General features: G+C 65.3%; 17 protein-coding genes and 1 pseudogene. 14 read left to right on the top strand and 4 right to left on the bottom strand.

Annotation, left to right across the window (positions count from 1 at the left end):
- Nucleotides 1–20: 20 nt before the first annotated feature.
- Nucleotides 21–962 (top strand): phosphogluconate dehydrogenase (NAD(+)-dependent, decarboxylating), encoded by a 942-nt coding sequence (gene gnd, locus LN450_RS02160; RefSeq protein ID WP_011346352.1) that lies wholly within the window; start codon nucleotides 21–23, stop codon nucleotides 960–962.
- A 75-nt stretch (nucleotides 963–1,037) separates the two neighbouring features.
- Here gnd and LN450_RS02155 read toward each other — a convergent pair whose 3' ends face one another.
- On the bottom strand, nucleotides 1,038–2,093 hold the full coding sequence (locus LN450_RS02155) for an oxidoreductase (protein ID WP_011346353.1): 1,056 nt from the start codon (nucleotides 2,091–2,093) through the stop codon (nucleotides 1,038–1,040).
- Nucleotides 2,094–2,243: 150 nt separating this feature from the next.
- Between LN450_RS02155 and LN450_RS02150 the strand changes: the two genes are divergently transcribed.
- The 5 genes from LN450_RS02150 (at nucleotide 2,244) to folK (ending at nucleotide 7,259) form a co-directional block, all read left to right on the top strand.
- Entirely contained in the window at nucleotides 2,244–2,615 is a 372-nt protein-coding gene (locus LN450_RS02150; protein ID WP_008572114.1) for a BON domain-containing protein, read from the top strand.
- Nucleotides 2,616–2,896: 281 nt separating this feature from the next.
- Nucleotides 2,897–4,708 carry a sensor histidine kinase gene (locus LN450_RS02145; protein ID WP_011346355.1) on the top strand — a complete coding sequence of 604 codons (1,812 nt, stop codon included), beginning with the start codon at nucleotides 2,897–2,899 and terminating at the stop codon, nucleotides 4,706–4,708.
- Entirely contained in the window at nucleotides 4,705–5,145 is a 441-nt protein-coding gene (locus tag LN450_RS02140) for a response regulator (RefSeq protein WP_003482689.1), read from the top strand. The genes LN450_RS02145 and LN450_RS02140 overlap by 4 nt, the downstream gene beginning before the upstream one ends.
- Before the next feature lie 3 nt (nucleotides 5,146–5,148).
- A complete protein-coding gene (locus tag LN450_RS02135; protein ID WP_011346356.1) occupies nucleotides 5,149–6,651 on the top strand; it encodes an ATP-binding response regulator in 1,503 nt (500 codons plus the stop codon).
- A 92-nt stretch (nucleotides 6,652–6,743) separates the two neighbouring features.
- Nucleotides 6,744–7,259: a 2-amino-4-hydroxy-6-hydroxymethyldihydropteridine diphosphokinase gene (gene folK / locus LN450_RS02130; protein WP_011346357.1), complete on the top strand. Its 516-nt coding sequence runs from the start codon at nucleotides 6,744–6,746 to the stop codon at nucleotides 7,257–7,259.
- Between the two features lie 168 nt (nucleotides 7,260–7,427).
- Here the strand turns inward: folK and LN450_RS02125 are convergent, their stop codons facing one another.
- On the bottom strand, nucleotides 7,428–8,165 hold the full coding sequence (locus LN450_RS02125; RefSeq protein ID WP_011346358.1) for a pteridine reductase: 738 nt from the start codon (nucleotides 8,163–8,165) through the stop codon (nucleotides 7,428–7,430).
- On the opposite strand from LN450_RS02125, the gene LN450_RS02120 reads away from it, so the two are divergent.
- The gene (locus tag LN450_RS02120; protein ID WP_031421011.1) at nucleotides 8,164–9,417 is read left to right on the top strand and encodes a class I SAM-dependent methyltransferase; all 1,254 of its coding nucleotides are present in this window, start codon (nucleotides 8,164–8,166) and stop codon (nucleotides 9,415–9,417) included. The genes LN450_RS02125 and LN450_RS02120 overlap by 2 nt on opposite strands.
- Nucleotides 9,405–9,824 carry a VanZ family protein gene (locus LN450_RS02115; protein ID WP_011346360.1) on the top strand — a complete coding sequence of 140 codons (420 nt, stop codon included), beginning with the start codon at nucleotides 9,405–9,407 and terminating at the stop codon, nucleotides 9,822–9,824. The genes LN450_RS02120 and LN450_RS02115 overlap by 13 nt, the downstream gene beginning before the upstream one ends.
- A 251-nt stretch (nucleotides 9,825–10,075) precedes the next feature.
- On the opposite strand, the gene LN450_RS02110 is transcribed toward LN450_RS02115, so the two are convergent.
- Both LN450_RS02110 and LN450_RS02105 read right to left on the bottom strand, forming a co-directional pair.
- Nucleotides 10,076–12,121 (bottom strand): TonB-dependent receptor, encoded by a 2,046-nt coding sequence (locus LN450_RS02110; protein ID WP_011346361.1) that lies wholly within the window; start codon nucleotides 12,119–12,121, stop codon nucleotides 10,076–10,078.
- Nucleotides 12,122–12,460: 339 nt separating this feature from the next.
- A complete protein-coding gene (locus LN450_RS02105; protein WP_031421015.1) occupies nucleotides 12,461–13,321 on the bottom strand; it encodes a 2OG-Fe(II) oxygenase in 861 nt (286 codons plus the stop codon).
- Nucleotides 13,322–13,506: 185 nt separating this feature from the next.
- Between LN450_RS02105 and LN450_RS02100 the strand changes: the two genes are divergently transcribed.
- From LN450_RS02100 to LN450_RS02075, 6 genes and pseudogenes are all read left to right on the top strand, one after another.
- Complete coding sequence (locus LN450_RS02100) at nucleotides 13,507–14,979, top strand: hypothetical protein (protein ID WP_011346363.1); 1,473 nt, start codon at nucleotides 13,507–13,509, stop codon at nucleotides 14,977–14,979.
- Between the two features lie 76 nt (nucleotides 14,980–15,055).
- Nucleotides 15,056–17,713: a TonB-dependent receptor domain-containing protein gene (locus LN450_RS02095; protein WP_011346364.1), complete on the top strand. Its 2,658-nt coding sequence runs from the start codon at nucleotides 15,056–15,058 to the stop codon at nucleotides 17,711–17,713.
- Between the two features lie 158 nt (nucleotides 17,714–17,871).
- Nucleotides 17,872–18,690, top strand: coding sequence for a type II secretion system protein N (locus tag LN450_RS02090; protein ID WP_011346365.1), 819 nt, complete (start codon nucleotides 17,872–17,874; stop codon nucleotides 18,688–18,690).
- Nucleotides 18,687–20,756: a type II secretion system secretin GspD gene (gene gspD, locus LN450_RS02085; RefSeq protein WP_011346366.1), complete on the top strand. Its 2,070-nt coding sequence runs from the start codon at nucleotides 18,687–18,689 to the stop codon at nucleotides 20,754–20,756. Before LN450_RS02090 ends, gspD begins: the two co-directional genes overlap by 4 nt.
- Nucleotides 20,757–20,760: 4 nt before the next feature.
- Entirely contained in the window at nucleotides 20,761–22,248 is a 1,488-nt protein-coding gene (gspE, locus tag LN450_RS02080; protein ID WP_011346367.1) for a type II secretion system ATPase GspE, read from the top strand.
- Nucleotides 22,235–22,359: pseudogene (locus tag LN450_RS02075) on the top strand (type II secretion system protein GspF); the annotation flags it as partial. The gene gspE and the pseudogene LN450_RS02075, both read left to right, overlap by 14 nt.

Raw genomic sequence — 22,359 nt, 5'->3', positions numbered from 1 at the left:
TCAGATCATGAGGAGCGATTATGGAACTGGGTATGGTGGGACTGGGCCGCATGGGCGCCAACATGGCCGAGCGCCTGGTCAATGGCGGGCATCGCGTGCATGGCTACGATCCGGGCGCGAACGCGCGCACCAGCGCGCAAGCCAAGGGCATCGTCACCGCCGATGCGCTGGCAGCCCTGGTGTCGGCACTGCCGAGCCCGCGCGTGGTGTGGCTGATGGTCCCGGCCGGCAAGATCGTCGATGACACGCTGGCGCAGCTGCTGCCCCTGCTGCAGGCCGGCGACATCGTCATCGATGGCGGCAATTCGTATTACAAGGATTCGCAGCGGCGCGCGGCGTTGCTGCAGGACAGCGGCATTGCCTTTGTCGATTGCGGCACCAGCGGCGGCATCTGGGGTCTGCAGGAAGGCTATAGCTTGATGGTGGGTGGCGACGAAGCGGCGGTGACGGCGTTGCATCCGATCCTGGCAACGCTCGCGCCGGCGCCGGACAAGGGCTGGGGGCGGGTTGGCCCGAGCGGTGCAGGCCACTTCACCAAGATGGTCCACAATGGCATCGAATACGGAATGATGCAGGCCTATGCGGAAGGCTTCGCGCTGATGCAGCACAAGGCCGATTTTGCGCTGGATCTGCACCAGGTTGCCGAAATCTGGCGCGATGGCAGCGTGGTGCGTTCGTGGTTGCTGGACCTCACGGCCGATGCGTTGACGCATAACCCGACCATGGCCGGCATCGCGCCGTTCGTGGCCGATTCGGGCGAGGGCCGCTGGACGGTTGCCGAAGCGATCGATCTGGAAGTCTCGGCACCGGTCATCACGTTGTCGCTGATGGAACGGCTGCGCTCGCGCGACAAGGATTCGTTTACCGACAAACTGCTCGCAGCGATGCGCAACCAATTCGGCGGCCACGCGGTGATGACCACCACCCCGGCAGCGCCGACCATCGGTAGCAAGGACGCGTAAGGACTTGGATGCAACCACGGTGCGCGCCGGGACTGCGGCGCGCGCTGTTGGAAGTGCAGAACCGTTGCAGCGTGATCAACCGCGCGCGGCATCCAGCCACTGCACTCGGCCGTCCGCAGCGCTGCGTTGCGCAAGGTCCACCAACCGCATCAGTTGCACCGCATCGCTGCTGCTGACCGGCGCTGTGCCGGTGCCTGCCAGCGCGTCGCGAAAGGCGGCGTAGCACTGCCGATAGTCGCCCGGCAGGTTGTCGGGCTGATGGGTGTGGACGCGGCCTTCGTCATCGACGCGGGTGAGCGTGCCCGGTAACGGGTCCACGCCCCAGCCGACCGTGCCGGGGCGACGGCCGGCGCGCAGCTGGTCTTCCTGCGTATCCAGGCCGTGCTTGAGATAACTGCCGCGCGTGCCATGCACGGCGAAGCGCAGGCGGCCATCGGCCACCAGCGACCCCGCGTGCAGAATCACGCGCAGCCGAGGGTAGTGCAGGGTGACGTGGAAATAATCCACGCTGCGCGCCTGGTCGCGCTGACGTTGCAGATCCGCGCCAATGCCCTGCGGCATACCGAACAACTGCATTGCCTGATCGAGCAGATGCGGGCCCAGGTCGTACCACAGTCCGGCACCGGGGCTGTCGCTCTCGCGCCAACGGTCGCGCACCTGCGGGCGATAGCGGTCGAAGTGCGAATGAAATTCCACCACCTCGCCCAGCTGGCCTTCTTCGATCAGCCGGCGCACGGTGAGAAAGTCCGCATCCCAGCGGCGATTCTGGAACACGCTGATGATGCATCCCGCCGCATCGGCGGCATCGACCATCTGCTGCGCTTGCGCCGCATCCAATGCAAACGGCTTGTCCACCAGCACATGCTTGCCGGCGGCCAGGGCTTTCAGCGCGAAGGATGCATGGGTGTGGTTCGGGGTGGCCAGCACCACGGCATCCAGTGCCGGATCGGCCAGCGCACTGTCCAGATCGGCCACCACGGTGACGCCGGGAAAGTCGGCCTGTGGCTGTTGCGGCTTGGACGACACCACGCTGTGCAACTGCAGGCCGGGGGTGCTTGCGATCAGCGGTGCATGAAAGGTGCGGCCGACATAGCCATAGCCGACGACGGCCAGATTGAACAGTTTAGGCATTGAAAACGGTTCATCGCAACGACGGAGGGAGCCCGCATGGTATTGCACCTGCCCGTGTGCGCAGGGTTCACAACCTCTGCATGCAACGGTCACGTCTGCTCGACGAGCGCCACCGCAAGCTGCGCCCACATTCAACAGGAGGTGCTTGGTATGAAGAACATGACGCATGCACGCAAGCTGCTGGCTCTGTCGCTGTCGCTCGGTCTGACCCTCGGCGCGTCGCAGGCATTTGCGGCACCGCAGGAACATGCCGACCACAAGGACCACGCTGCCGGCATGAACGAGTCCAAGAAGCCGGTCACCGACACCTGGATCACCACCAAGGTCAAGGCCGACCTGCTGGCGACCGACAATGTCTCGGGTACCGACGTGAAGGTCGAGACCAAGAACGGCATCGTGACCCTGACCGGCGCGGTTGCCACCCAGGCCGAGCATGACAAGGCCGTTGCCGTTGCCAAGGGCATCGAGGGCGTCAAGAGCGTCAAGTCGACCGGCCTGAAGGTCACCGCTGCGAAGAAGTAAGCGCAGCTGCTGCGAATGCCGGGCCGCCGAGGCGAGGCGGCGACCCGAGCACCAGGCGCACTCCACGGAGTGCGCCTTTTTTGTTTTTGATGAACCGGCCGGCAAGCCGACAGCTGGCAGGGCGCTCGCGCCATTTTCACGCATGCTGCACGTATGCTATGCCCATTCAGCTATGTCACAGACTGACCTGATTTCTCTGAATCATTAATCTGGCAAGCTGCGTGATCGGAGACAATGCCGGTCAGCCCTTGGCCCTGCAGCGAGTGCAATTCGGTCCAGCAATGCAAACAACGGTCCAAGCAGACAAGTGGGATCGCTGGCGCCTGCCTCTGTTGGCGGCCGCCGTGTTCCTGATTGTGGTGGTGCCCTCCTTGTTGCTGCAGCAGATGGCCCGCAACGCCAACCAGGCCGCGTCCTGGGTGTCGCATAGCCAGGAAGTGCAGGAGACCGCGCAGCGCCTGGAGGCGGCGATGCGCGATACCGAATCGGCGGCGCTGATGCGCTCGCATGGCGTGGAGCGCGAGGCGCTGAACGAGCGTATGCGCCGCGGCCGGCGCGAATCGCTGGCCGCCGTGCAGCGACTGATCGAACTGACCAAGGACAACCCCGCGCAGCTGGTACGCATCGGGCGTATCCAGAGCACCATCGAACGGCGTCTGCTGTTGGCCGAGCGCATTGCGGTGACCACCGCGCCGGAGCAGATACGCGCGCTGATCAACGACATGACCCTGAACAACCCGATCCGTGTGCTGATCGACGACCTGCAGAGCGCCGAAGGCCGGTTGCTGGCGCTGCGCAATGCGCGCGCCGCAACCGAGCGCATGCATTACGCGGTGCTGAGCTGGGCGGCGCTGGCGGTGCAGTTGCTGTTGCTGGGCACGGTGACCTGGCTGCTGCAGCGGCAGATCCGCCGCCGGCTGGCGGCCGAGCAGGAATACCTGCGCGCCAACGGGCGCGCCAGCTCGGTGCTGCAAACCGTGCGCGAGCCGATCGTGCTGCTGGATGCCAGCCAGCGCATCGTGCTGCATAACCCGGCCTTCGCCGACCTGTATGGCCTGGAAGAGCGCGGCAACGAATTGATGCCGCTGGAAGAGGTGGGCGATGGCGTCTGGCGCGATGCGCAGATCCATCAACGGCTGGCGGACGTGTTGTTGCGTGGACGCGAGTTGTGGGATTTCGAACACGAGCAGCGCGCCGCCGACGGCGTGCTGCGCACCATGTTGATCAATGCACGCCGCATGCCGCTGCCCGACAGCACCGACGAAGACGTGGTGCTGATGACGGTGAGCGACATCAGCCTGCAGAAGGCCGCGCAGTTGCGTATCCAGGAGCTCAACCGGCAGATGGAAGGCAAGGTGGAGCAGGTCTCGGAAGTCAATCGCGAGCTGGAAGCCTTCAGCTACTCGGTCTCGCACGATCTGCGCGCACCGCTGCGGCACGTGGCCGGGTTCTCCGACAAGCTGGCGCGCCATCTGGGCGATGCGGCCGACGAGAAGTCGCGCCATTACATGGAAGTGATCAGCAGCTCGGCGCGGCGCATGGCCTCGCTGATCGACGATCTGCTGGTGTATTCGCGCCTGGGCCGCGGTGCGCTGCGCCTGCAGGCGGTGGACATGCAATCGCTGGTGGCCGAAACGCGTGCGATCCTGGATTCCAACGTGCAGAGCGAGAACACCGGCCACCGGGTGGAATGGCATATCGCGCCGCTGCCGGTGCTGGTTGCCGACGAAAACATGATGCGCCAGCTGTGGATGAACCTGCTCGGCAATGCGGTCAAGTACAGCGCCAAGCGCGAGGTGGCCAAAATCGAGGTCAGCTATACGCCGATGTCCGACGGCGGCCACCAGTTCAGCGTGCGCGACAACGGCGCCGGTTTCGATATGGAATACAGCGGAAAATTGTTCGGTGTGTTCCAACGTTTGCACAAGGCCAGCGAATACGCTGGTACCGGCATCGGCCTGGCCAGCGTGCGGCGCGTGTTGACGCGTCACGGCGGCCGGGTGTGGGCCGAAGGCGTCGTCGACGAGGGCGCCACGTTTTATTTCGTGTTACCTCCTGCGCTTGAAGCGCCCAACCAAGAGTTCATTGCATGACCGCCATCCGTACCATTCTTCTGGCAGAAGACAGCCCGGCCGATGCGGAGATGGCGGTCGACGCCTTGCGCGAAGCCCGCCTCGCCAATCCCATCGTGCACGTCGAAGACGGCGTGGAAGCCATGGACTACCTGTTGCGCCGTGGCATGTTCGCCGACCGCGAGGAAGGCCTGCCGGCCGTGCTGCTGCTGGACATCAAGATGCCGCGCCTGGACGGGCTGGAAGTGCTCAAGCAGGTGCGCAGCGACGAAACGCTCAAGCGCCTGCCGGTGGTGATCCTGTCGTCCTCGCGCGAAGAAAGCGATCTGGCCCGCAGCTGGGACCTGGGCGTGAATGCCTATGTGGTCAAGCCGGTGGACGTGGATCAGTTCTTCAACGCAGTCAAGACGCTCGGTACCTTCTGGGCGGTCATCAACCAGGCACCGGAGCTGGACTGAACCATGCCGCATGAGGGGGGCAACCTGGAGCAGCTGAAGATCCTTCTGGTGGAAGATTCACCGGAAGACGCCGAGCTGTTGTCCGATCAGTTGCTTGAGGCCGGACTGGATGCGGCATTCGAGCGCGTGGACAGCGAGCCGTCGCTGCGCGCCGCGCTGGATGACTTCCAGCCGGACATCGTGCTGTCGGACCTGAGCATGCCGGGCTTTTCCGGCCATCAGGCGCTGCGCCTGGTGCGCCAGAACGGCGCCACGCCCTTCATCTTCGTCTCCGGCACCATGGGTGAGGAGACCGCGGTCAAGGCGCTGCAGGATGGTGCCAACGACTACATCATCAAGCACAACCCGACGCGCTTGCCGAGCGCGGTGATACGCGCGATCCGCGAAGCACGCGCGGATCTGGAACGCCAGCGCGTGGAAAGCGAACTGATGCGCGCGCAGCGCCTGGAAAGCCTAGCGATGCTGGCGGCCGGTCTGAGCCACGACCTGCGCAATATCCTGCAACCGTTGTTGATCGTGCCCGACCTGCTGGCCGGGCGCACCGACGACCCGCAGCTGCGTCAGCTGGCCAACGTGGTGGCCGAATGCGGCCGGCGCGGGCATGAGATGGCCGAGTCGATGCTGTCGTTCGTGCGCGGTTCCAACAAGCCGCGCGAGCAGGTGTCCATCGCCAACCTGTTCCAGGCCGTGCAGATGCTGCTCAAGAGCAGCCTGCCCGATGGGGTACGCCTGCAGATGGACACCATCGCTGCGGATCTGACCATCGAGGCCAACTACACCGAATTGCAGCAATGCCTGCTCAACCTTGGCTTGAACGCGATCCAGGCGATGCCCGAGGGCGGCAGACTGATCCTGGCAGCCGATCGCTACGATGCCTCGCGCGTGCGCATGAGCGTGGCCGACACCGGCGTGGGCATGAGCGATGAAACCCGCGCGCGCCTGTTCAGTCCTTTCTTCACCACCAAGGCCGATGGCACCGGGTTGGGACTGATTTCGTGCAAGCGCATCATCGAAAGCTATGGCGGCAGCATCGTGGTCGATAGCCGACTGGGCGAAGGGACGCGCTTTGACATGATCGTGCCGATGCGTGCGGTGTCGGCGGCGGTGACCGAAGCCGAACTGCCGCTTCCGCTTGGCCATGGGCAGCGCATTTTGCTGGTGGATGGCGAGGCAACGCGCCTATCGCTGCTGGGCAATGCGCTCTCCAGCCAGGGCTATCAGCCGCAGCTGGCCAGTGATGGCGCCGCGGCGCTGCAGCTGGTGCAGCAGCACGCGATGCCGGACCTGGTGATCATCGACAGCGACATCATCCTGCTCTCGGCCGTGAGCGTGCTGCTGAGCATGCAGGAGCTGGGCTACCAGGGCCCGGCGATCGTGCTGGAAGATGTCGGTGCGCCGTTGCAGCGTGCGCATTTCCCGTCGGATCTGCCGGTGCATGTGCTGCGCAAGCCGCTGGAAATGCGCCGGGTGTTCCGCGCCGTTTCGCATGCGCTGGAAGTGGCCTGACACCACGTTTGCGCGCACCCGGCGCATGCGTCGATGGGTGCAACGCGATTGCAACAGTTGACGTCCGTGCCGGCCGCATGCGCGAATAACGTATGACCACCGTGCTTCTCAGCCTCGGCAGCAACGTCCAGCCGACCCACTACCTGCGCCTGGCTGTCGCCGCACTGCGCGCGCGCTTTGGCCAGATCGTCGTGTCACCCGCGTACCGCACGCCTGCGGTGGGCTTCGAAGGGCCGGACTTCGTCAACAACGCGGTGGTCTTGCAGACCGATCTGGAGCTGGACGCGCTGGATCACTGGCTGCATGCACTGGAAGATGCGCATGGGCGCGATCGCAGCGGCCCGCGTTTCAGCGACCGCACCCTGGATCTGGACGTGGTGTTCTTTGGCGACCGTATCGTCGAAGGCCCCGGGCATTTGCGCATCCCGCGGCCCGAGCTCAAGCACGCATTCGTGCTCAAACCGCTGGCCGACATCGCGCCGGACTTCGTCGACCCGCTGAGCGGGCAGACGTTGGCAGCCCTGTGGCAGGCGCACCCGCAGTACGGCAGCGCGTTTGCCACGGTGGAGCTGGATGCCGCTGCGCCGCAGTTGAGCGTCACGCAATAGTGCTGTTCTGGCAGCGTGGTTGAGCGCGGCCGAGCACGCGCGCACGTAGCGCAAGGACGTGTGCAACCGTCTGGCAATGCCGCATTCGGCGAGGTGGCAACCGGGCGCACGTGCATGACACGGGGGCGTCCCTGCGCAGCGAAAGTGCGCAGGCCCCGGAAGCGTCGTTCAGCTGAGCTGGCGGCCGCCATCGACGTGCAGGGTATGGCCGGTGACGAAGCTGGCCTCGTCCAGCAACCAGCGCACCGCTTCGGCAATTTCCTCCGGCGTGCCGATGCGCGCCAGCGGCGTACGCGCGAGCAACGCCTGCTTGGCATCGGCGGACTTGCCTTCTTCCGGCCACAGGATGGCGCCAGGCGCGACCGCGTTGACACGCACGTGCGGCGCCAGTTCCAGCGCCAGCGAACGGGTCAGCATTTCCAGCGCGCTCTTGGAGGCGCCGTACAGCGGGTGGTTGCGCATCGGCTGCTGCGCGTGCAGATCGGTGAGGTTGACGATGGCCCCGCGGCGCTGGCGCAACTGTGCGGCGGCCGCTTGCGCGATGAAGAACGGCGCGCGTGCATTGACCGCAAACAACTCGTCCCATTGCGCTGCAGTGGCCTCGCCAATGGCGGTGGAGTAGAACGCCGAGGCGTTGTTGACCACCCCATCCAGGCGACCGAAGGCGGCGACGCAGTCGGCCACCAACTGCGCAGGTGCGTCGGGCAACCGCAGATCGGCGTGCAAGGCATGTGCGCTGCCGGCACGCTGGGCGCACAGTTCGGCCACGCGTGCGTCGAGCACCTCGGCGGAACGGTGTGCGTGCAGTGCAACGCGGTAGCCGGCAGCGTGCAGCGTGGTGGCGATCTGCGCGCCGATGCGGCGGGCGGCACCGGTGATCAACACCACCTTGGAACTGTCTGTCATGGCGTACTCGCTCGGCGTTGCGGAGGGCTCGGCTATCCTGTGCATTGTCCCCGCAACCGGTGCCCGCATGCACGCCGACCTTCCCACACCCGATCCGGACGCGCTGGCCCACAGTGACCGGCTGGCTGCGCATGTGCGCGCCGAAATCCAGGCCGCCGGCGGTGCGATCCCGTTCTCGCGCTTCATGGAGCTGGCGCTGTATGCGCCTGGCCTGGGCTACTACAGCGCCGGCGCCAGCAAGTTCGGCGAGGCCGGCGATTTCGTCACCGCCCCGGAATTGGGGCCGTTGTTTGCGGCCACCGTCTCCGGCGCGTTGGCGCCGGTATTGCAACAGCTCGGGCCGCAAGCGCGGGTGCTGGAAGTGGGCGGCGGCAGCGGCGCGTTTGCCGAAGTCACGCTCAAGCGGCTGCTGGAACTGGACGCGTTGCCCGAGCGCTACGCGATCCTGGAGCCCAGCGCCGACCTGCGCGAACGTCAGCGCGAGCGGTTGGGGCGCAGCCTGATTCCGCCGGTGTTCGATCTGGTGGAATGGCTGGATGCGCCGTTCCAGGACGATTGGGATGGCGTGCTGTTTGCCAACGAAGTCATCGACGCCTTGCCCACGCCGCGTTTCGCACTGCGCGATGGGCAGGTGTATGAAGAAACCGTGGTGCTGGATGCCCAGCAGCACTTCGCGCGCGGCGAGCAACCGGCCGATGCGTTGCTGAGCGCGGCCGTGCGTCACCTGGAGCGTTATCTGGAGCAGCCGTTCGCCGATGGCTATCGCTCCGAGTTGCTGCCGCAGTTGCCGTACTGGATCCAGGCGGTAGCCGGCGGTTTGAAGCGTGGCGCGATGTTGTTCGTCGACTACGGTTACCCGCGCGGCGAGTTCTATCGTGCGCAGCGCGAGGACGGCACGTTGCGTGCGTTTTACCGGCATCGCATGCACGAAGATCTCTACCGTTGGCCGGGCCTGCAGGATCTGACCGCATCGGTGGACTTCACCGCGTTGGCCGAGGCAGGCACCGGCGCAGGTTTCGAGCTGGCCGGGTATTGCACGCAAGCAAGCTTCCTGCTCGGCAATGGGCTGGACGCATTGTTGGCGCAGGCCGATACGCGCACGGATGAAGTGGGGCGCATGCGTCTGCGCGAACAGATCAAGCGGCTGACGCTGCCCAGCGAGATGGGCGAGCGCTTCCAGGTGATGGGCTTCTCGCGCGATGTCGATTTTGCCCCGGCATTCCTGTCCGGCGATCTCACATGGCGGTTGTGAGTTCGGCACTCCGGCCGTTTCACCGGCCGCGGTTGTGGGTGGGCGTGTGGATCGCCGCAATCGTCGTGGTCATTGCCGTGTGCCTGGGGCCGCCGCCGGAGTTTCCGGAGTTGCCGTCCAACAGCGACAAGGCCGAGCACTTCATCACGTTCGCGTTGTTGTGCTGGGGAGCGGTGCAGTTGTTTGCGACCTGGCGCGCGCTGGCGTTCGCTGCGTTCGGATTGGTGTTGCTGGGCATCGGCATCGAAATCGCGCAAGGCGCGCTGACCACCAATCGCAGCGCCGACTTGTACGATGCATTGGCCGATACCTTGGGCATTCTCGCCGGGCTCTGTCTGGCATGGACGCCGTTGCGATGTGTGATGTTGCGGATCGATCGGCGCCTGTTTGGACAGCGGCGACGGTGACTGAACGATGCTCGGCAGGCCAGGCGCCTGCCCGCTGCCGTAAACGGAGCCAGGCGGCGACGCGATCCTGATCAACCTGGCAGCGTATATCCGCAGCGATCTGAAGCATCGTACGCCAGGACCGCTTGCGCCAAGCAGCGTGCCGAAGCCGCGGCGGGGCGCCAGGTGCCGGCTTGGCGATGACGGCTTGTGCAGCCGCTACGCTGCATCGCGGACCCGTGGTTCGCACCTCGCCACCGCTGCCGCGGCCGTTACAGCTTCATTCTCAGCCCGAGATACAGCTGCCGTCCGGCCGCTGGCGAGAACATGGGCTGTGCCTGTGCCCAGAAGAAGCTGTCGTACCACACGTAGGCATACTCGCGACCGGTGGCATTGCGGACCTGCACGTCCACGCTCCAGTTCGGGTTGATCGTATAGCGCGCGGTGAGGTCGAGCGTTGCAAAGCCGCCGTACTTGCCCGCCACGTTGCGCTCTTCGAGGTAGTAGTTGCCCTGGGCGCGTCCCTGCAGGCCCAGTTGCAGCGCCTCGGTCGCGCGGTAGTCCACGCCGATGTTGCTGATGTAGCGGGGCGTGGCGATGACTTCGTTGCCTTGCAGCGAAAGCGCGGCGGCACGGTCGTCGCGCGTGATCCTGGCTTCCTGGTAGGCATGCGATGCCCAGAGCGTCCATCGATCGCCCAGCTGTGCGCTGATCTGCGCATCCACGCCGCGGCGACGCGTCTTGCCCAAGGTGACGGTGGTGCCGGTGGCCGGCATGTTCGACACCTCGTTTTCCGCATCCTGTTGCCAGACGGCGATACGCGCCTGGCTGCCTGCAAATGGGCTGAATTTCATGCCCAGCTCGACGCCGGTGTTGGTGGAAGGGCGGATGCCGGCTTGCCCTGGGGTGAGATAGGCCGGGGCGGTGGAGCCGGTCAACACCTGGAAGGTACGGCCCCAGTTGGCGTACACGTTGGTGCTGGGCGTCAGGGCGTAGATCACGCTGAGTTTGGGTTGCCCGATGCTGCCGTAACGCTGCAGCGGTGCGCGCACCGCACCCGGTAGCTGTGTGTCGCCGTCGAAGCGGTCCACGCGATAGGCCGGCACCAGCTTCAGGGCCTCGACCGGCTGATAGATGGCCTGTACGTAGGCGCCCCAATTGTCGAAGGTATAGCGGTCGTCGTTCTGGATGCGCGCTGGCACTGCGGCAAAGTCGGTGGGCTCGGCATAGTTGAAGCGTTCGCGCCGGTACGCATTGTCCTGATGTTCGTAGTTGATGCCGCCTTCCAAGGTCAGCAGGTCGTTGGCGCGCCAGGTCAGGGTGTTGAGCATGCCCACCTGCGTTTCGTTCCAGCGCCGACGCTGGCGCGGGGCATTGCCGGTGGGCAGGTCGCTGAAGGTCACCCGGCGGTCGTCCTCGTAGCGGTTGTAGTAAAGCTTGCTGCCCAGGAACAGGGTGTCGGTCAGTTTCAGGTCCAGATGCACGCCGAGCTGCTGCATGTCGCGGTCGTCGCCATCGTTGCGGTTGCGGCGGTCCGAGTTGCGACGATCCGCCTGCAACTCTGCTGCGGTCATGAAGCCCGGCTCGTCGGCCTGGGTGCGGTACGCGCGTGCCGTCAGGCCGATGCGCATGCCGTCGTCGAGACTGCCGTAGAACCATTTGCCGCCCAGCACATGCTTGCTGGAGCGATCGTGCGCACGATAGCCATTCGATGCCTGTGCGCCGATGAAGTAGTTCTGCGCGAATCCGTCGCGTTCGCGCCCTATCGCGATCTGCGCATCGCGGCTGGCGTAACTGCCGTAGGCCACGCGGGCATCGGTGTAGCTGCCGCCCTGGCGGGTGCCGAAGTTGATGTTGCCGCCGATGTTGTGCAGCCCATAGCGCGGATCGTTGGTGCCACGCACCACCTCGATGTAGCTGATTTCCAGCGGAAACAGCATGTCGACGAAGCGCTGGTTGCCGCTGTTGACGTTGCTGGGAATGCCGTCGATCAGGGTCTTGATGGCATTGAGATAGCCCTCGCCGTTGAAGGCGCGGAAGCTGACCTTGCCCGATTCGGCGCCCTGTCGGGTTTCGGTCAACTGCATGCCTGGCATCTGCCCCAGCAATTCCCAGCTGTAGGACACGTTCTTGTCCTCGATCTGGTCGGCGCCCAGGACATCCACCGACGTCAGCACCTGATGCGCACTGAGCTGGCCTTCGTGATGCTGATGGACGTCGACCTTGCCGAGCGTCAGCGCCGAATCGGAGGACTGCGCGCGTGCGTCGGCAGCAAACAGCAGAGCGGCGACAGTCGCCACGAGGGGATGGGTCTTCATGAAGCGGGCAATACCTGCGGGCCAATGGAATCGTGTCAATAATGACATGTTATAACATGTTCTGACAAATTCAATTCGCGTCGCGCTGCTGCCGCCTTTGGGGACGGTCAGCAAGTGATCGTGTTGCAACGCCTGATGGCCGCTTGCGTGTTGGCGATGTGCCGCTCGCGGCGTGGGGAACAGCCAACAGCCAACAGCCAACAGCCAACAGCCAACAGCCAACAGCCAACAGCCAATAGCGCTGCATCCAACAGCCACAGCATGCAGGCGATGCAGGTGCCGTGTCGCTCCGCGCTGGCGGCGGACGAGGTCGATCCCGCCGGCGCGGTGTTGCGGTGCTTATCCGGGCATGCGCACTGCGCGCTCGCGCAGCCACTTGGTGGCTACCCACTTGTCGCCGGCCAATACCGGCGCACCGGCGTGCAGGCTGCGTGTCATCGGGTGCGGGCGGTCGTAGCTGAAAAACACTGCATTGCCCTTGACCGCAGCGACATCCAGATGCGCATCAGGAAAACGCGTCGCACCGCCGCGTTCTGGCGTGTTGAGGTACATCACCAGCGAGGCGACGCGTTGCCCGCCGGCCTGCACCAACACCGGGGTGCCGGCTGCGTCCGGATCGAAGTAATCGTAATGCGGCCGGTATTCCGCACCGGTGGCGTAGCGCAGCACCTGCAACCCTTCGCCGTGATCGACCGGCCAGTCGAGCAGGCGCGCGATGCGCGCTTCGATACGTTGGCACAGCGCATCCTGGCCAAGGCGCAGACACATGCTGTCGCTGGTGCGCGCTGCATGCACCACATGCTCTCCGTTTGCATTGTCCACGGTGCGCGAGCGCGCCAGGCGCGGCCGGGCCAAGGCGATCAATGCATCGCATTCCTCGTCGGAAAGAAAACCGCCGAGTACCACCACGCGCGGCAGCAACAGGCTGACCAACACGCGCACATCGCGGTCGCCCAACGCAAGCAGCGAGGCATCGGCGTCTTGTTGCAACGCGGGCACGCGCACCGGCATCGGCAAGCCGTTCGCTTGCGCGTGTTGCTGGATGTGCGCACGGACCAGTGCCTCGACCGCATCGATGGCGTCCTGTTCGTTCCAGCCCTGATCCAGTAGCGGCTGTAGCGCTTGCTCGGGCGGATGGCCGGCCACGGCTTGCGCCACGATCCAGTCGGCCAGCGGGGTCGGGATATCGGTGTGTGTCATCGCTCTACAGTGCATGTCGGCATGTGGCATTGGTATGTCAATTGTGTCGTGGTAAGACAAATGAAACAGATGCCCTCTATAAAAGTGACGGGGATCTTGAACGTGCTCGCCACTGCAGTGCGCGGAACGCCACCAATTCTTGACGACTCCTCTTCATACCGACCTTTGACCTGGAGATCAGCCGCATGGCCGTTCGCAACAGCAGCAAGACACTTCTCATGACCTTTGGTACCGCACTGGCGCTGTCGGCCTGTGGTGGCGGAGCCGACCGTGTCGCCTCGCCAGGTGAAGGCGCATTCCCGCCGGCACCGGCCCCCACACCGACGCCGGCGCCCACGCCTGCACCAACGCCGGCACCCGCACCGAGCGGCCCGGCCGCCGATTGCCCGAGCGGTTTTTCCAACGTCGGCACCATCGCCAACAACACGCTACGCGCCTGCCAGTTGCCGGAAACCATCAATGGCAACCTGGTGGTGCCGGCGCGCGCGGGCACCGTTTACTCGATCAGCGGCCGCGTCAATGTCGGCACCGACCGCGGCGGCAACGCCACCGCACCGGCCGCCGGCAGCACGCAGGGTGTCTTGACCATCGAGCCGGGCGTGACCCTGTTCGGGTCGGCCGGTAGCGACTACATCGTGGTCAATCGCGGTTCGCAGATCTTTGCCGAAGGCAGTGCGACTGCGCCGATCGTCTTCACCGCACGTCAGGCGCTGGAGAGCACGGTCAGTGCCAATACCATCGGCCTGTGGGGCGGTATCGTGGTGCTGGGGCGCGCGGCGATCAACAACTGCCCGGGCACCACGGTGTCGGGGACGCCGGAATGTCAGGCGCAGGTCGAGGGGACCAACGCGTTCTATGGCGGCAACAACGCTACCGACAACAGCGGGTCGATGCGCTACCTGCGCGTGATGTATTCGGGCTTCGAAATTTCGCCCAACAACGAATTGCAGGGCATCACCCTGGCGGGCGTGGGAAGCGGCACCAAGCTGGATTATGTGCAGATCCACAACAGCTCCGACGACGGCATCGAATGGTTCGGCGGGACGGTCAACGGCAGCCACCTGGTCATCACCGGTGCCGACGACGATTCGCTGGATACCGATGCTGGCTGGAGCGGTGCACTGCAGTTCGGCATCGTGGTGCAGCGCGCCGGCGGCGGCGACCGCATGAACGAGTGGAGCAGCCTGCGCCGCCAGCCGTATTCGCGCCCGAAAGTGGCCAACTTCACCTACGTGGGCAACGCGCGCGCCGGTGCGGCGATCATGCTCAACCAGGGCACCCAGGCCGCGTTCTACAACTCGGTGGTCACGCGCCCAGCCGGCGGCACCGGTGATGGCCTGGTGTGCTTCAACTTGGCCGATACCGACACGCTCGGCACCTTCAACTCGGTGTTCTTCGCCTGCCCGACGGCCTTCGGCAGCGACGCGCGTGCGGCCAGCCAGTTCGCAGCCGGCACCAACAATGTCGCCAACGGCGTGTCCACCTTGCAGAACACCTTCGTCAATGGCGCCAATGAATCGGCAGTACCGGCGTTCCAGGGCCTGAACGGGGTGAGCAGCTTCTTCCAGCAGGTGAACTACATCGGTGGCGTGCGCGATGCCAACGATACGTGGTGGCAGGGCTGGACCTGCGGGCTGACCGCCGACCGTCCCTGCTGAGGCATGGCATCGCACGGCGGCATCGGTCGCCGTGCGATGCGTCCAGCTTCATCTTTCTGTTGCCAGGGCTCCCACGATGCGAACCTCTGCTGTTGCCCGTCTCTCGTGGACGGGCCTGTCTCTTTCCATTTCCACCTTGCTGATGTCCGGCGCCGCCATGGCGCAGTCGACCACCAGCGACGCCGACGCCGGCAGCAGTACGTCCAGCGCGGCCAGTACCAGTGTGCCCAAGCAACTCGACCAGGTCGTGGTGCGTGGCGACTACATTCCCGAGCCGATGCTGCAAACCTCCGAAGTGGCCTCGTTCGTGACGCGCGAAGACATGGAGCGCACCGGCGACAGCAGCGCCGCGGTGGCACTGACGCGTGTCACCGGGCTGAGCTTGTCGCGCGGCAAGTACGTGTATGTGCGCGGCCTGGGCGAGCGCTATTCGTCTGCGTTGTTCAACGGTTCGCCACTGCCCAGCCCCGAGCCGACGCAGCGCGTGGTGCCGCTGGACCTGTTCCCCAGCGATGTGCTGGCCAGCGTGACCGTGCAAAAGACCTATTCGGCCGATTATCCGGGCGAATTCGGCGGCGGCGTGATCGATCTGCAATCGATGGAGATCCCCGACACGCCGTTCCTGTCGTTGACCGTGGGTGGCGGCGCCAACAGCGTCAGCACCGGCGAAAAAGGCCTGACCTATTACGGCTCAGACGATGACGAGTGGGGCGTTGATGATGGCACCCGCAAGCAGCCTGCCGCCTTGCGCGACGCGATCAGGACCGGTCGTCGGGTCGATCTGGGCAGCTTTTCGCGCGAGGACATCCGTCGCATCGGGCGCAGCTTGAACGATGCCAACCTGTATGTGCTGCAGGAAAAGGACAGCATCGCTCCGGACGTCAATGTCGGCGGCAGCGCCGGCTACAGCATGGATGTGGGCGAGGCCAGGCTGGGCATCATCGCGGTGGCCAGCTACGACAACGAATGGCGCACCCGCACCGGCAAGCAGCAGGACGGCATCTTCGTCGGCGACAGCGTCGAGTTCAATTCCAACTACGACTTCGCCACCACCCGCAACAACGTGCGCAGCAACGGCATGCTGGGGCTGGGGTGGGAATATGGCCGGCATACCATCGGCTGGACCACGCTCTACGTGCACGACACCTTGAAGGTGGCGCGCAGCCGTGCCGGTCGCGACGAACTGGCAGGTTTCGACGTGCGCGACGACAACACCGAGTGGTACGCGCGGCAGTTGATCAACAACCAACTGCGCGGCACGCACGCCTTCGGCGAATACGACGATCTGAAGATCGAATGGCGCGCTGCAGTGGCCAACGCCAGCCGCGATGTGCCTTACGAAACCGGGATTCGTTACGAGCGGCTGGACGGCTACTGGGCGCACGATGCCTCACGCGTGCAGAACTACACGCGTTTCAGCAAGGTCGACGACAAGGTGGCCAGCGGTGGCGTGGATGTCACCTGGCGCTTGCCGATGGAGCACGACCTCACCGTCAAGGGCGGGCTGGCCTATCTGGACAACGACCGCAGCGCGTGGAGCCGCGAATTCCGTTTCCTGGCGCTGGACGGGCCGCTGCCGTTCCTGAACCAGTACCAGCGCGTGGATTATCTGTTCTCCGATTACAACCTCAGCAACGATCTGCTGCGTCTGCGCGAAACCACCGGCAGTTTCGGTGCGGCTGCCTACGACGCGACCTTGAAGGTCAAGGCGGCGTATCTGCAGGCAGAGGGCGAGATCGTGCCGACGCTGCGCGCCACGGCGGGCGTGCGTTACGAAGACGCCACCCAGGCGGTGCACCCATACGACATCTTCAGCGGCACGCGCCAGGACGGCGTGGCACCGTTGCACAACAGCTATGCGCTGCCGTCGGCCACGGTCACCTGGAATTTTGCCGAGAACCAGCAGCTGCGCTTTGGCGCTTCCAAGACCATCGCACGCCCGCAGTTTCGCGAAATGGCGCCACAGCAGTATCTGGACCCGGACATCGACCGCCAGTTCTTCGGCAACCCGTTTTTGGTCGACAGCGAGCTGGTCAATCTGGACGCACGCTACGAATGGTTCTTCGAACCGGGCCAGTACGTCACCGTCGGCGCGTTCTACAAGAACATCGACAAGCCGATCGAAGCCATCGTCAACGACGCCCCCGGCGGCGGCATCGTGCAGAGCTTCATCAATGCGCCCAAGGCCACCCTGTACGGCGTGGAGCTGGAAGCCAAGAAATATCTGGAGTTGCCGATCGCTGCCGATTGGTGGGGCGACAAGCGCATGTTCGTGTCCGGCAATTACACCCGCACCACGTCCGAGGTAAGTGCCAGCGATGGCGATACGGTGCAGCCGTTCGGCTTCAGCGCACCGGTGCAGGCGACCTTGTTCATTCGCGATGGTTCGGCATTACAGGGCCAGTCCGACGACATTGCCAACCTGCAGATCGGGGTGGAAAGCGAGCGCACGCACAGCCAGGCGACGTTGATCGCCAACTACGTGGGCGAGCGGGTGTCCGCGCGTGGTCGCCCCGGGCAGCCGGATTACATCGACAAGCCGGGCACCTCGCTGGATCTGGTGATCAAGCAGGGCCTGACGTGGTCCGGCGAGACGGTGTCGGTGAATTTTGCCGCGCGTAACCTGCTCAAGACCAAGTACCAGGAGTACCAGAGGGTGGGGAGCAACCGGGTGGACCTGTACACCTACCAGCCTGGCATCAGCTATGACATCAGTGTGACAGCGCGCTTCTGATCTGAGGTGCAGTGCCAGTCTCGCAAGCGCCCGCTATGCGTTGCATGGCGGGCGTTTACGTTTAGTCGTGTGGCGCCGTGTGTCGGTCTGTGTCATCGATTTCTTCGAACTGACACATTGCCGCCGCATTCTGTCATCCAATCGAAATCCTGAGACGGATGTCCGCTTTGCAGCGCGCCTGGCCCTCGTTGAATTCCTTGTTGCTGGCGCCGGGCGTTCGCATGGCGGTGACGTGCGGCGTGGTTGCGTTGCTGGTGCTGCAAGGTGTGCGTCTGCTATGGCTGGTGCTCACGCCGATCGGGCCGTTGGGCACTGCGCAGCGCGGTCGCGTCACTACTCTCGACGTGTCCGCATTGCGTCGCGATGTGTTCTATCGCAGCGCCTCCGACATCAATCGCGATGGCACGGTGCTGCACGGCGTGCGTGCTGGCGGCACCCAGGCGGCGGCCTATCTCAGCGGTAGCGATGGCCGGCAAGGCGTCTACCGCGTAGGCGACACGGTTGCGCCCGGCGTGGTGGTGCAGGCGATCGCGGCCGATCATGTGCTGCTGCGCGCTGGCGGCAGTGTGCGTCGCATTGCATTGGGCGAGGCATCTGCTGCGGGTGCATCGCTCCGGCCTGCAGCAACGAGCGCGACCCCACCGACCGTTGCTCCGGCAGCCGTGCAATCGAATGTCACCACGGCAGCAGCCGCGAGCGCAGCCACCGCCGTCGATGCGCAGCAGCTGCTCGCCAGTGCCGGCTTGCGCGCCAGCGCCGATGGTGGCGGTTTCACCATCATGCCGCGCGGCGATGGCGCACTGCTGCGTCAGGCCGGTCTGGCGCCGGGCGATGTGCTGACCCAGATCAACGGCCGCACGCTCGATGCAGAACATCTACGCGAGCTGCAGGACGAATTGCGCGATGGCCAGAGCGCCACGCTGACCTACCGCCGCGACGGCCAGACCCACACCATGACCTTGAAGCGCCCGCAATGACTGCTGTTCGCCCGCTCTGGTTGCTCTCGGCCACGTTGTTGCTCGCGCTGCCGATGACCGTGCTGCACGCTGCCGATGCGCCGGCCGTGCGCCTGCAGGACGTGGACCTGCGCGCCTTCATCCAGGACGTGTCGCGTGCCACCGGCATTACCTTCATCGTGGACACGCGCGTGCAGGGCTCGGTCAACGTGGCGCGCGCGCAGGCGATGTCCGAAGCCGATCTGCTGGGCATGCTGCTGGCCGTGTTGCGCGCCAATGGATTGATTGCGGTGTCCAGCGGGCCATCGACCTATCGCATCATTCCCGACGACACCGCCGCGCAGCAGCCGGGTAGCGCTGCCAACGGCAACCTGGGATTTGCAACGCAGGTCTTCACCCTGCAGCGCGTGGACGCACGCAGCGCGGCAGAAATCCTCAAGCCGCTGATCGGGCGCGGTGGCGTGATCATGGCGATGCCGCAAGGCAACAGCCTGTTGATTGCCGACTACGCCGACAACTTGCGACGCATTCGTATGTTGGTGGCGCAGATCGACACCGACCGTGCGGCCATCGATACGGTGACGCTGCGCAACAGCTCGGCGCAGGAACTGGCGCGCACCCTGTCCTCGCTGTTCGGGCAAGGCGGCGAGCGCAGCAATGTGTTGTCGGTGTTACCGGTGGAAAGCAGCAATTCCTTGATCGTGCGTGGCGACCCGGCACTGGTGCAGCGCGTGGTACGCACCGCAGTCGATCTGGACGGGCGCGCCGAGCGCCGCGGCGACGTGAGCGTGGTGCGCCTGCAGCACGCCAGTGCCGAGCAATTGCTGCCGGTGCTGCAGCAGCTGGTCGGGCAGACGCCCGGCAACGAGGCGCAGGCCGGGCAGGACACACGTTCCACTGCGATGGACGTGGCTGCGGCGAGCGGCGCGGCGCAGACGCAGGTGATCGCGCCGGCGGCAGGCAAGCGCCCGGTGATCGTGCGCTACCCGGGCTCCAATGCGTTGATCATCAATGCCGACCCGGAAACCCAGCGCGCCTTGATGGATGTGATCCGGCAGCTGGATGTGCATCGCGAGCAGGTATTGGTCGAAGCGATCGTGGTGGAGATCTCAGACACCGCCGCCAAGCGCCTGGGCGTGCAGCTGCTGCTGGCTGGCCGCAACGGCACGGTGCCGCTGATCGCCACGCAATACAGCGGCGCCTCGCCAGGCATCGTGCCGCTGGCTGCGGCGGCGGCTGGCACGCGCAGCGGCAATGCCGACGACGATTCGGTGCTGGAACAGGCACGCAACGTGGCTGCGCAATCGCTGCTGGGCCTGAGCGGTGGCCTGATCGGCCTGGCCGGGCAAAGCAACGATGCGGTGTTCGGCATGATCATCGACGCAGTCAAGAGCGACACCGGCTCCAACCTGTTGTCCACGCCGTCGATCATGACCCTGGACAACGAGCAGGCGCGCATCCTGGTAGGCCAGGAAGTGCCGATCACCACCGGCGAAGTGCTCGGTGCGGCCAACGACAACCCATTCCGCACCATCCAGCGCCAGGACGTGGGCGTGGAGCTGGAAGTGCGCCCGCAGATCAACACGGCCGGCGGCATCACGCTGGCGATCAAGCAGGAAGTCTCGGCCATTGCCGGGCCGGTCAGCGCGCAATCCTCGGAGCTGGTGTTCAACAAGCGCCAGATCGAAACGCGCGTGGTGGTGGAGAACGGTGCCATCGTGGCGCTTGGCGGCCTGCTCGATCAGAACGACCGCCAGACCGTGGAGAAAGTGCCGCTACTTGGCGATGTACCCGGCCTGGGCGCGTTGTTCCGGCACAAGTCGCGCAACCGCGACAAGACCAATCTGATGGTGTTCATTCGCCCTACCATCATTCGCGATGCAGCCGATGCCCAGCGCATGACCGCGCCACGCTACAACTACCTGCGCGAGCGTCAGCTGGCCGATGGCGATCCGGAAGCGGCGCTGGATGCGCTGGTGCGCGACTACTTGCGTGCGCAGCCGCCGCAGCTGCCGGCCGGTCCATCGTCGGTTGCGCCGGCACCGGCAACAATACCTGCGCCCGGCGCACGTCCCGTGCAGCGTTGATGCCATGAGCAGCGCCCGCGCCAGCATTTCCTATGCATTCGCCAAGCGTCACGGCGTAGTGCTGCTTGGCAGCGACACCACCGCGCAGATCGGTTTGCGCGAAGGTGGCGATGTGCAGGCCCTGATCGAGTTGCGCCGCGCGTTGGGCATGCCACTGCAGGTGCGCACGCTGGCGCCGTCGGTGTTCGACCGGCATGTATCGGAGATCTACGCCGATGCCGGGCTGGAGCAAGGTGTGCAGGTGGAAGCGCTGGATCTGCATGGCAGCCTGGATTCGTTGATCGACGACATTCCCACCGCCGATCTGCTCGACAGCCAGGACGATGCGCCGATCATTCGTTTGATCAACGGCATCATCGCCGAGGCCGCGCGGCTGGGTGCATCCGACGTGCATCTGGAATCCTACGAGTCGCGCCTGCGCGTGCGCCTGCGCGTGGATGGCGTGATGCGCGAGGCAGCCACGCTGCCCGGACGCATCGCACCGCTGCTGGTGTCGCGCGTCAAGGTGATGGCGCGGCTGGATATCGCCGAAAAACGCATCCCACAGGATGGGCGCGTGTCGCTGGTGATGGGGGCCAAGGCACTGGACGTGCGTGTGTCCACGTTGCCCACGCGCGGCAGCGAGCGTGTGGTGTTGCGTATCCTGGATAAGGAGCAGGGCACGCTGTCGCTGGCGCAGCTGGGCATGCCACCTGCGGTGATGCACACCGTGCAGCGCGCATTGCAGGTGCCCAATGGCATCGTGCTGGTCACCGGGCCCACCGGTTCGGGCAAGACCACGACCTTGTACGCGGCGCTGCGCCTGCTCAACGATGGCTCGCGCAACATCCTCACCGTGGAAGATCCGGTGGAATACGCCATCGATGGCGTCGGCCAGACCCAGGTCAACGCACGTGTCGGCATGACCTTCGCCGCCGGCCTGCGCGCGATCCTGCGCCAGGACCCGGACGTGGTGATGATCGGCGAGATCCGCGATACCGAGACCGCGCAGATTGCGGTACAGGCCAGCCTCACCGGCCATCTAGTGCTCTCCACCGTGCACACCAACGATGCGGTGGGCGCGGTCACGCGGTTGCGCGATATGGGGATCGAGCCGTTCTTGCTGGCTTCCAGTCTGCGACTGATCCTGGCGCAGCGGCTGGTGCGGCGCTTGTGCCCGCAATGCCGTAGCGAGCGTTCGATCGATACCGGCACGCGTCAACTGCTGGATGCGCCGGCCGATGCAGTGATCTACACCGCCGTGGGCTGCAACGCTTGCCACCACAGCGGCTACGCCGGCCGCGTGGGCATCTACGAAGCGATTGCGGTAGACGATGCGATGCGCCGTTTGATCGGCGACAACGCCGACGAAGACGCGCTGGCTGCAGTCGCCTTCGCACGCGCGCCGCGGCTGGGCGATGCCGCACGCGCTGCCGTGCTGCAAGGCCTGACTACGCTGGAAGAAGCGCTGCGTGTGACCCGCCAACAGGACGACGCGCATGCCGCAATTTGATTACACCGTGCTCGATCTGCATGGGCGCAACCGGCACGGCGTCATCAGTGCCGACAGCGTGCACGGCGCACGTGCGCTGCTGGAACAGCGGCAATGGGTGCCGGTGCGCCT

It is taken from the genome of Xanthomonas euvesicatoria pv. euvesicatoria, from assembly GCF_020880415.1.
GTDB classification, from domain to species: domain Bacteria; phylum Pseudomonadota; class Gammaproteobacteria; order Xanthomonadales; family Xanthomonadaceae; genus Xanthomonas; species Xanthomonas euvesicatoria.
Note: the sequence above shows the minus strand (reverse complement) of the source record. Positions and strands in the feature narration are given on the sequence as shown.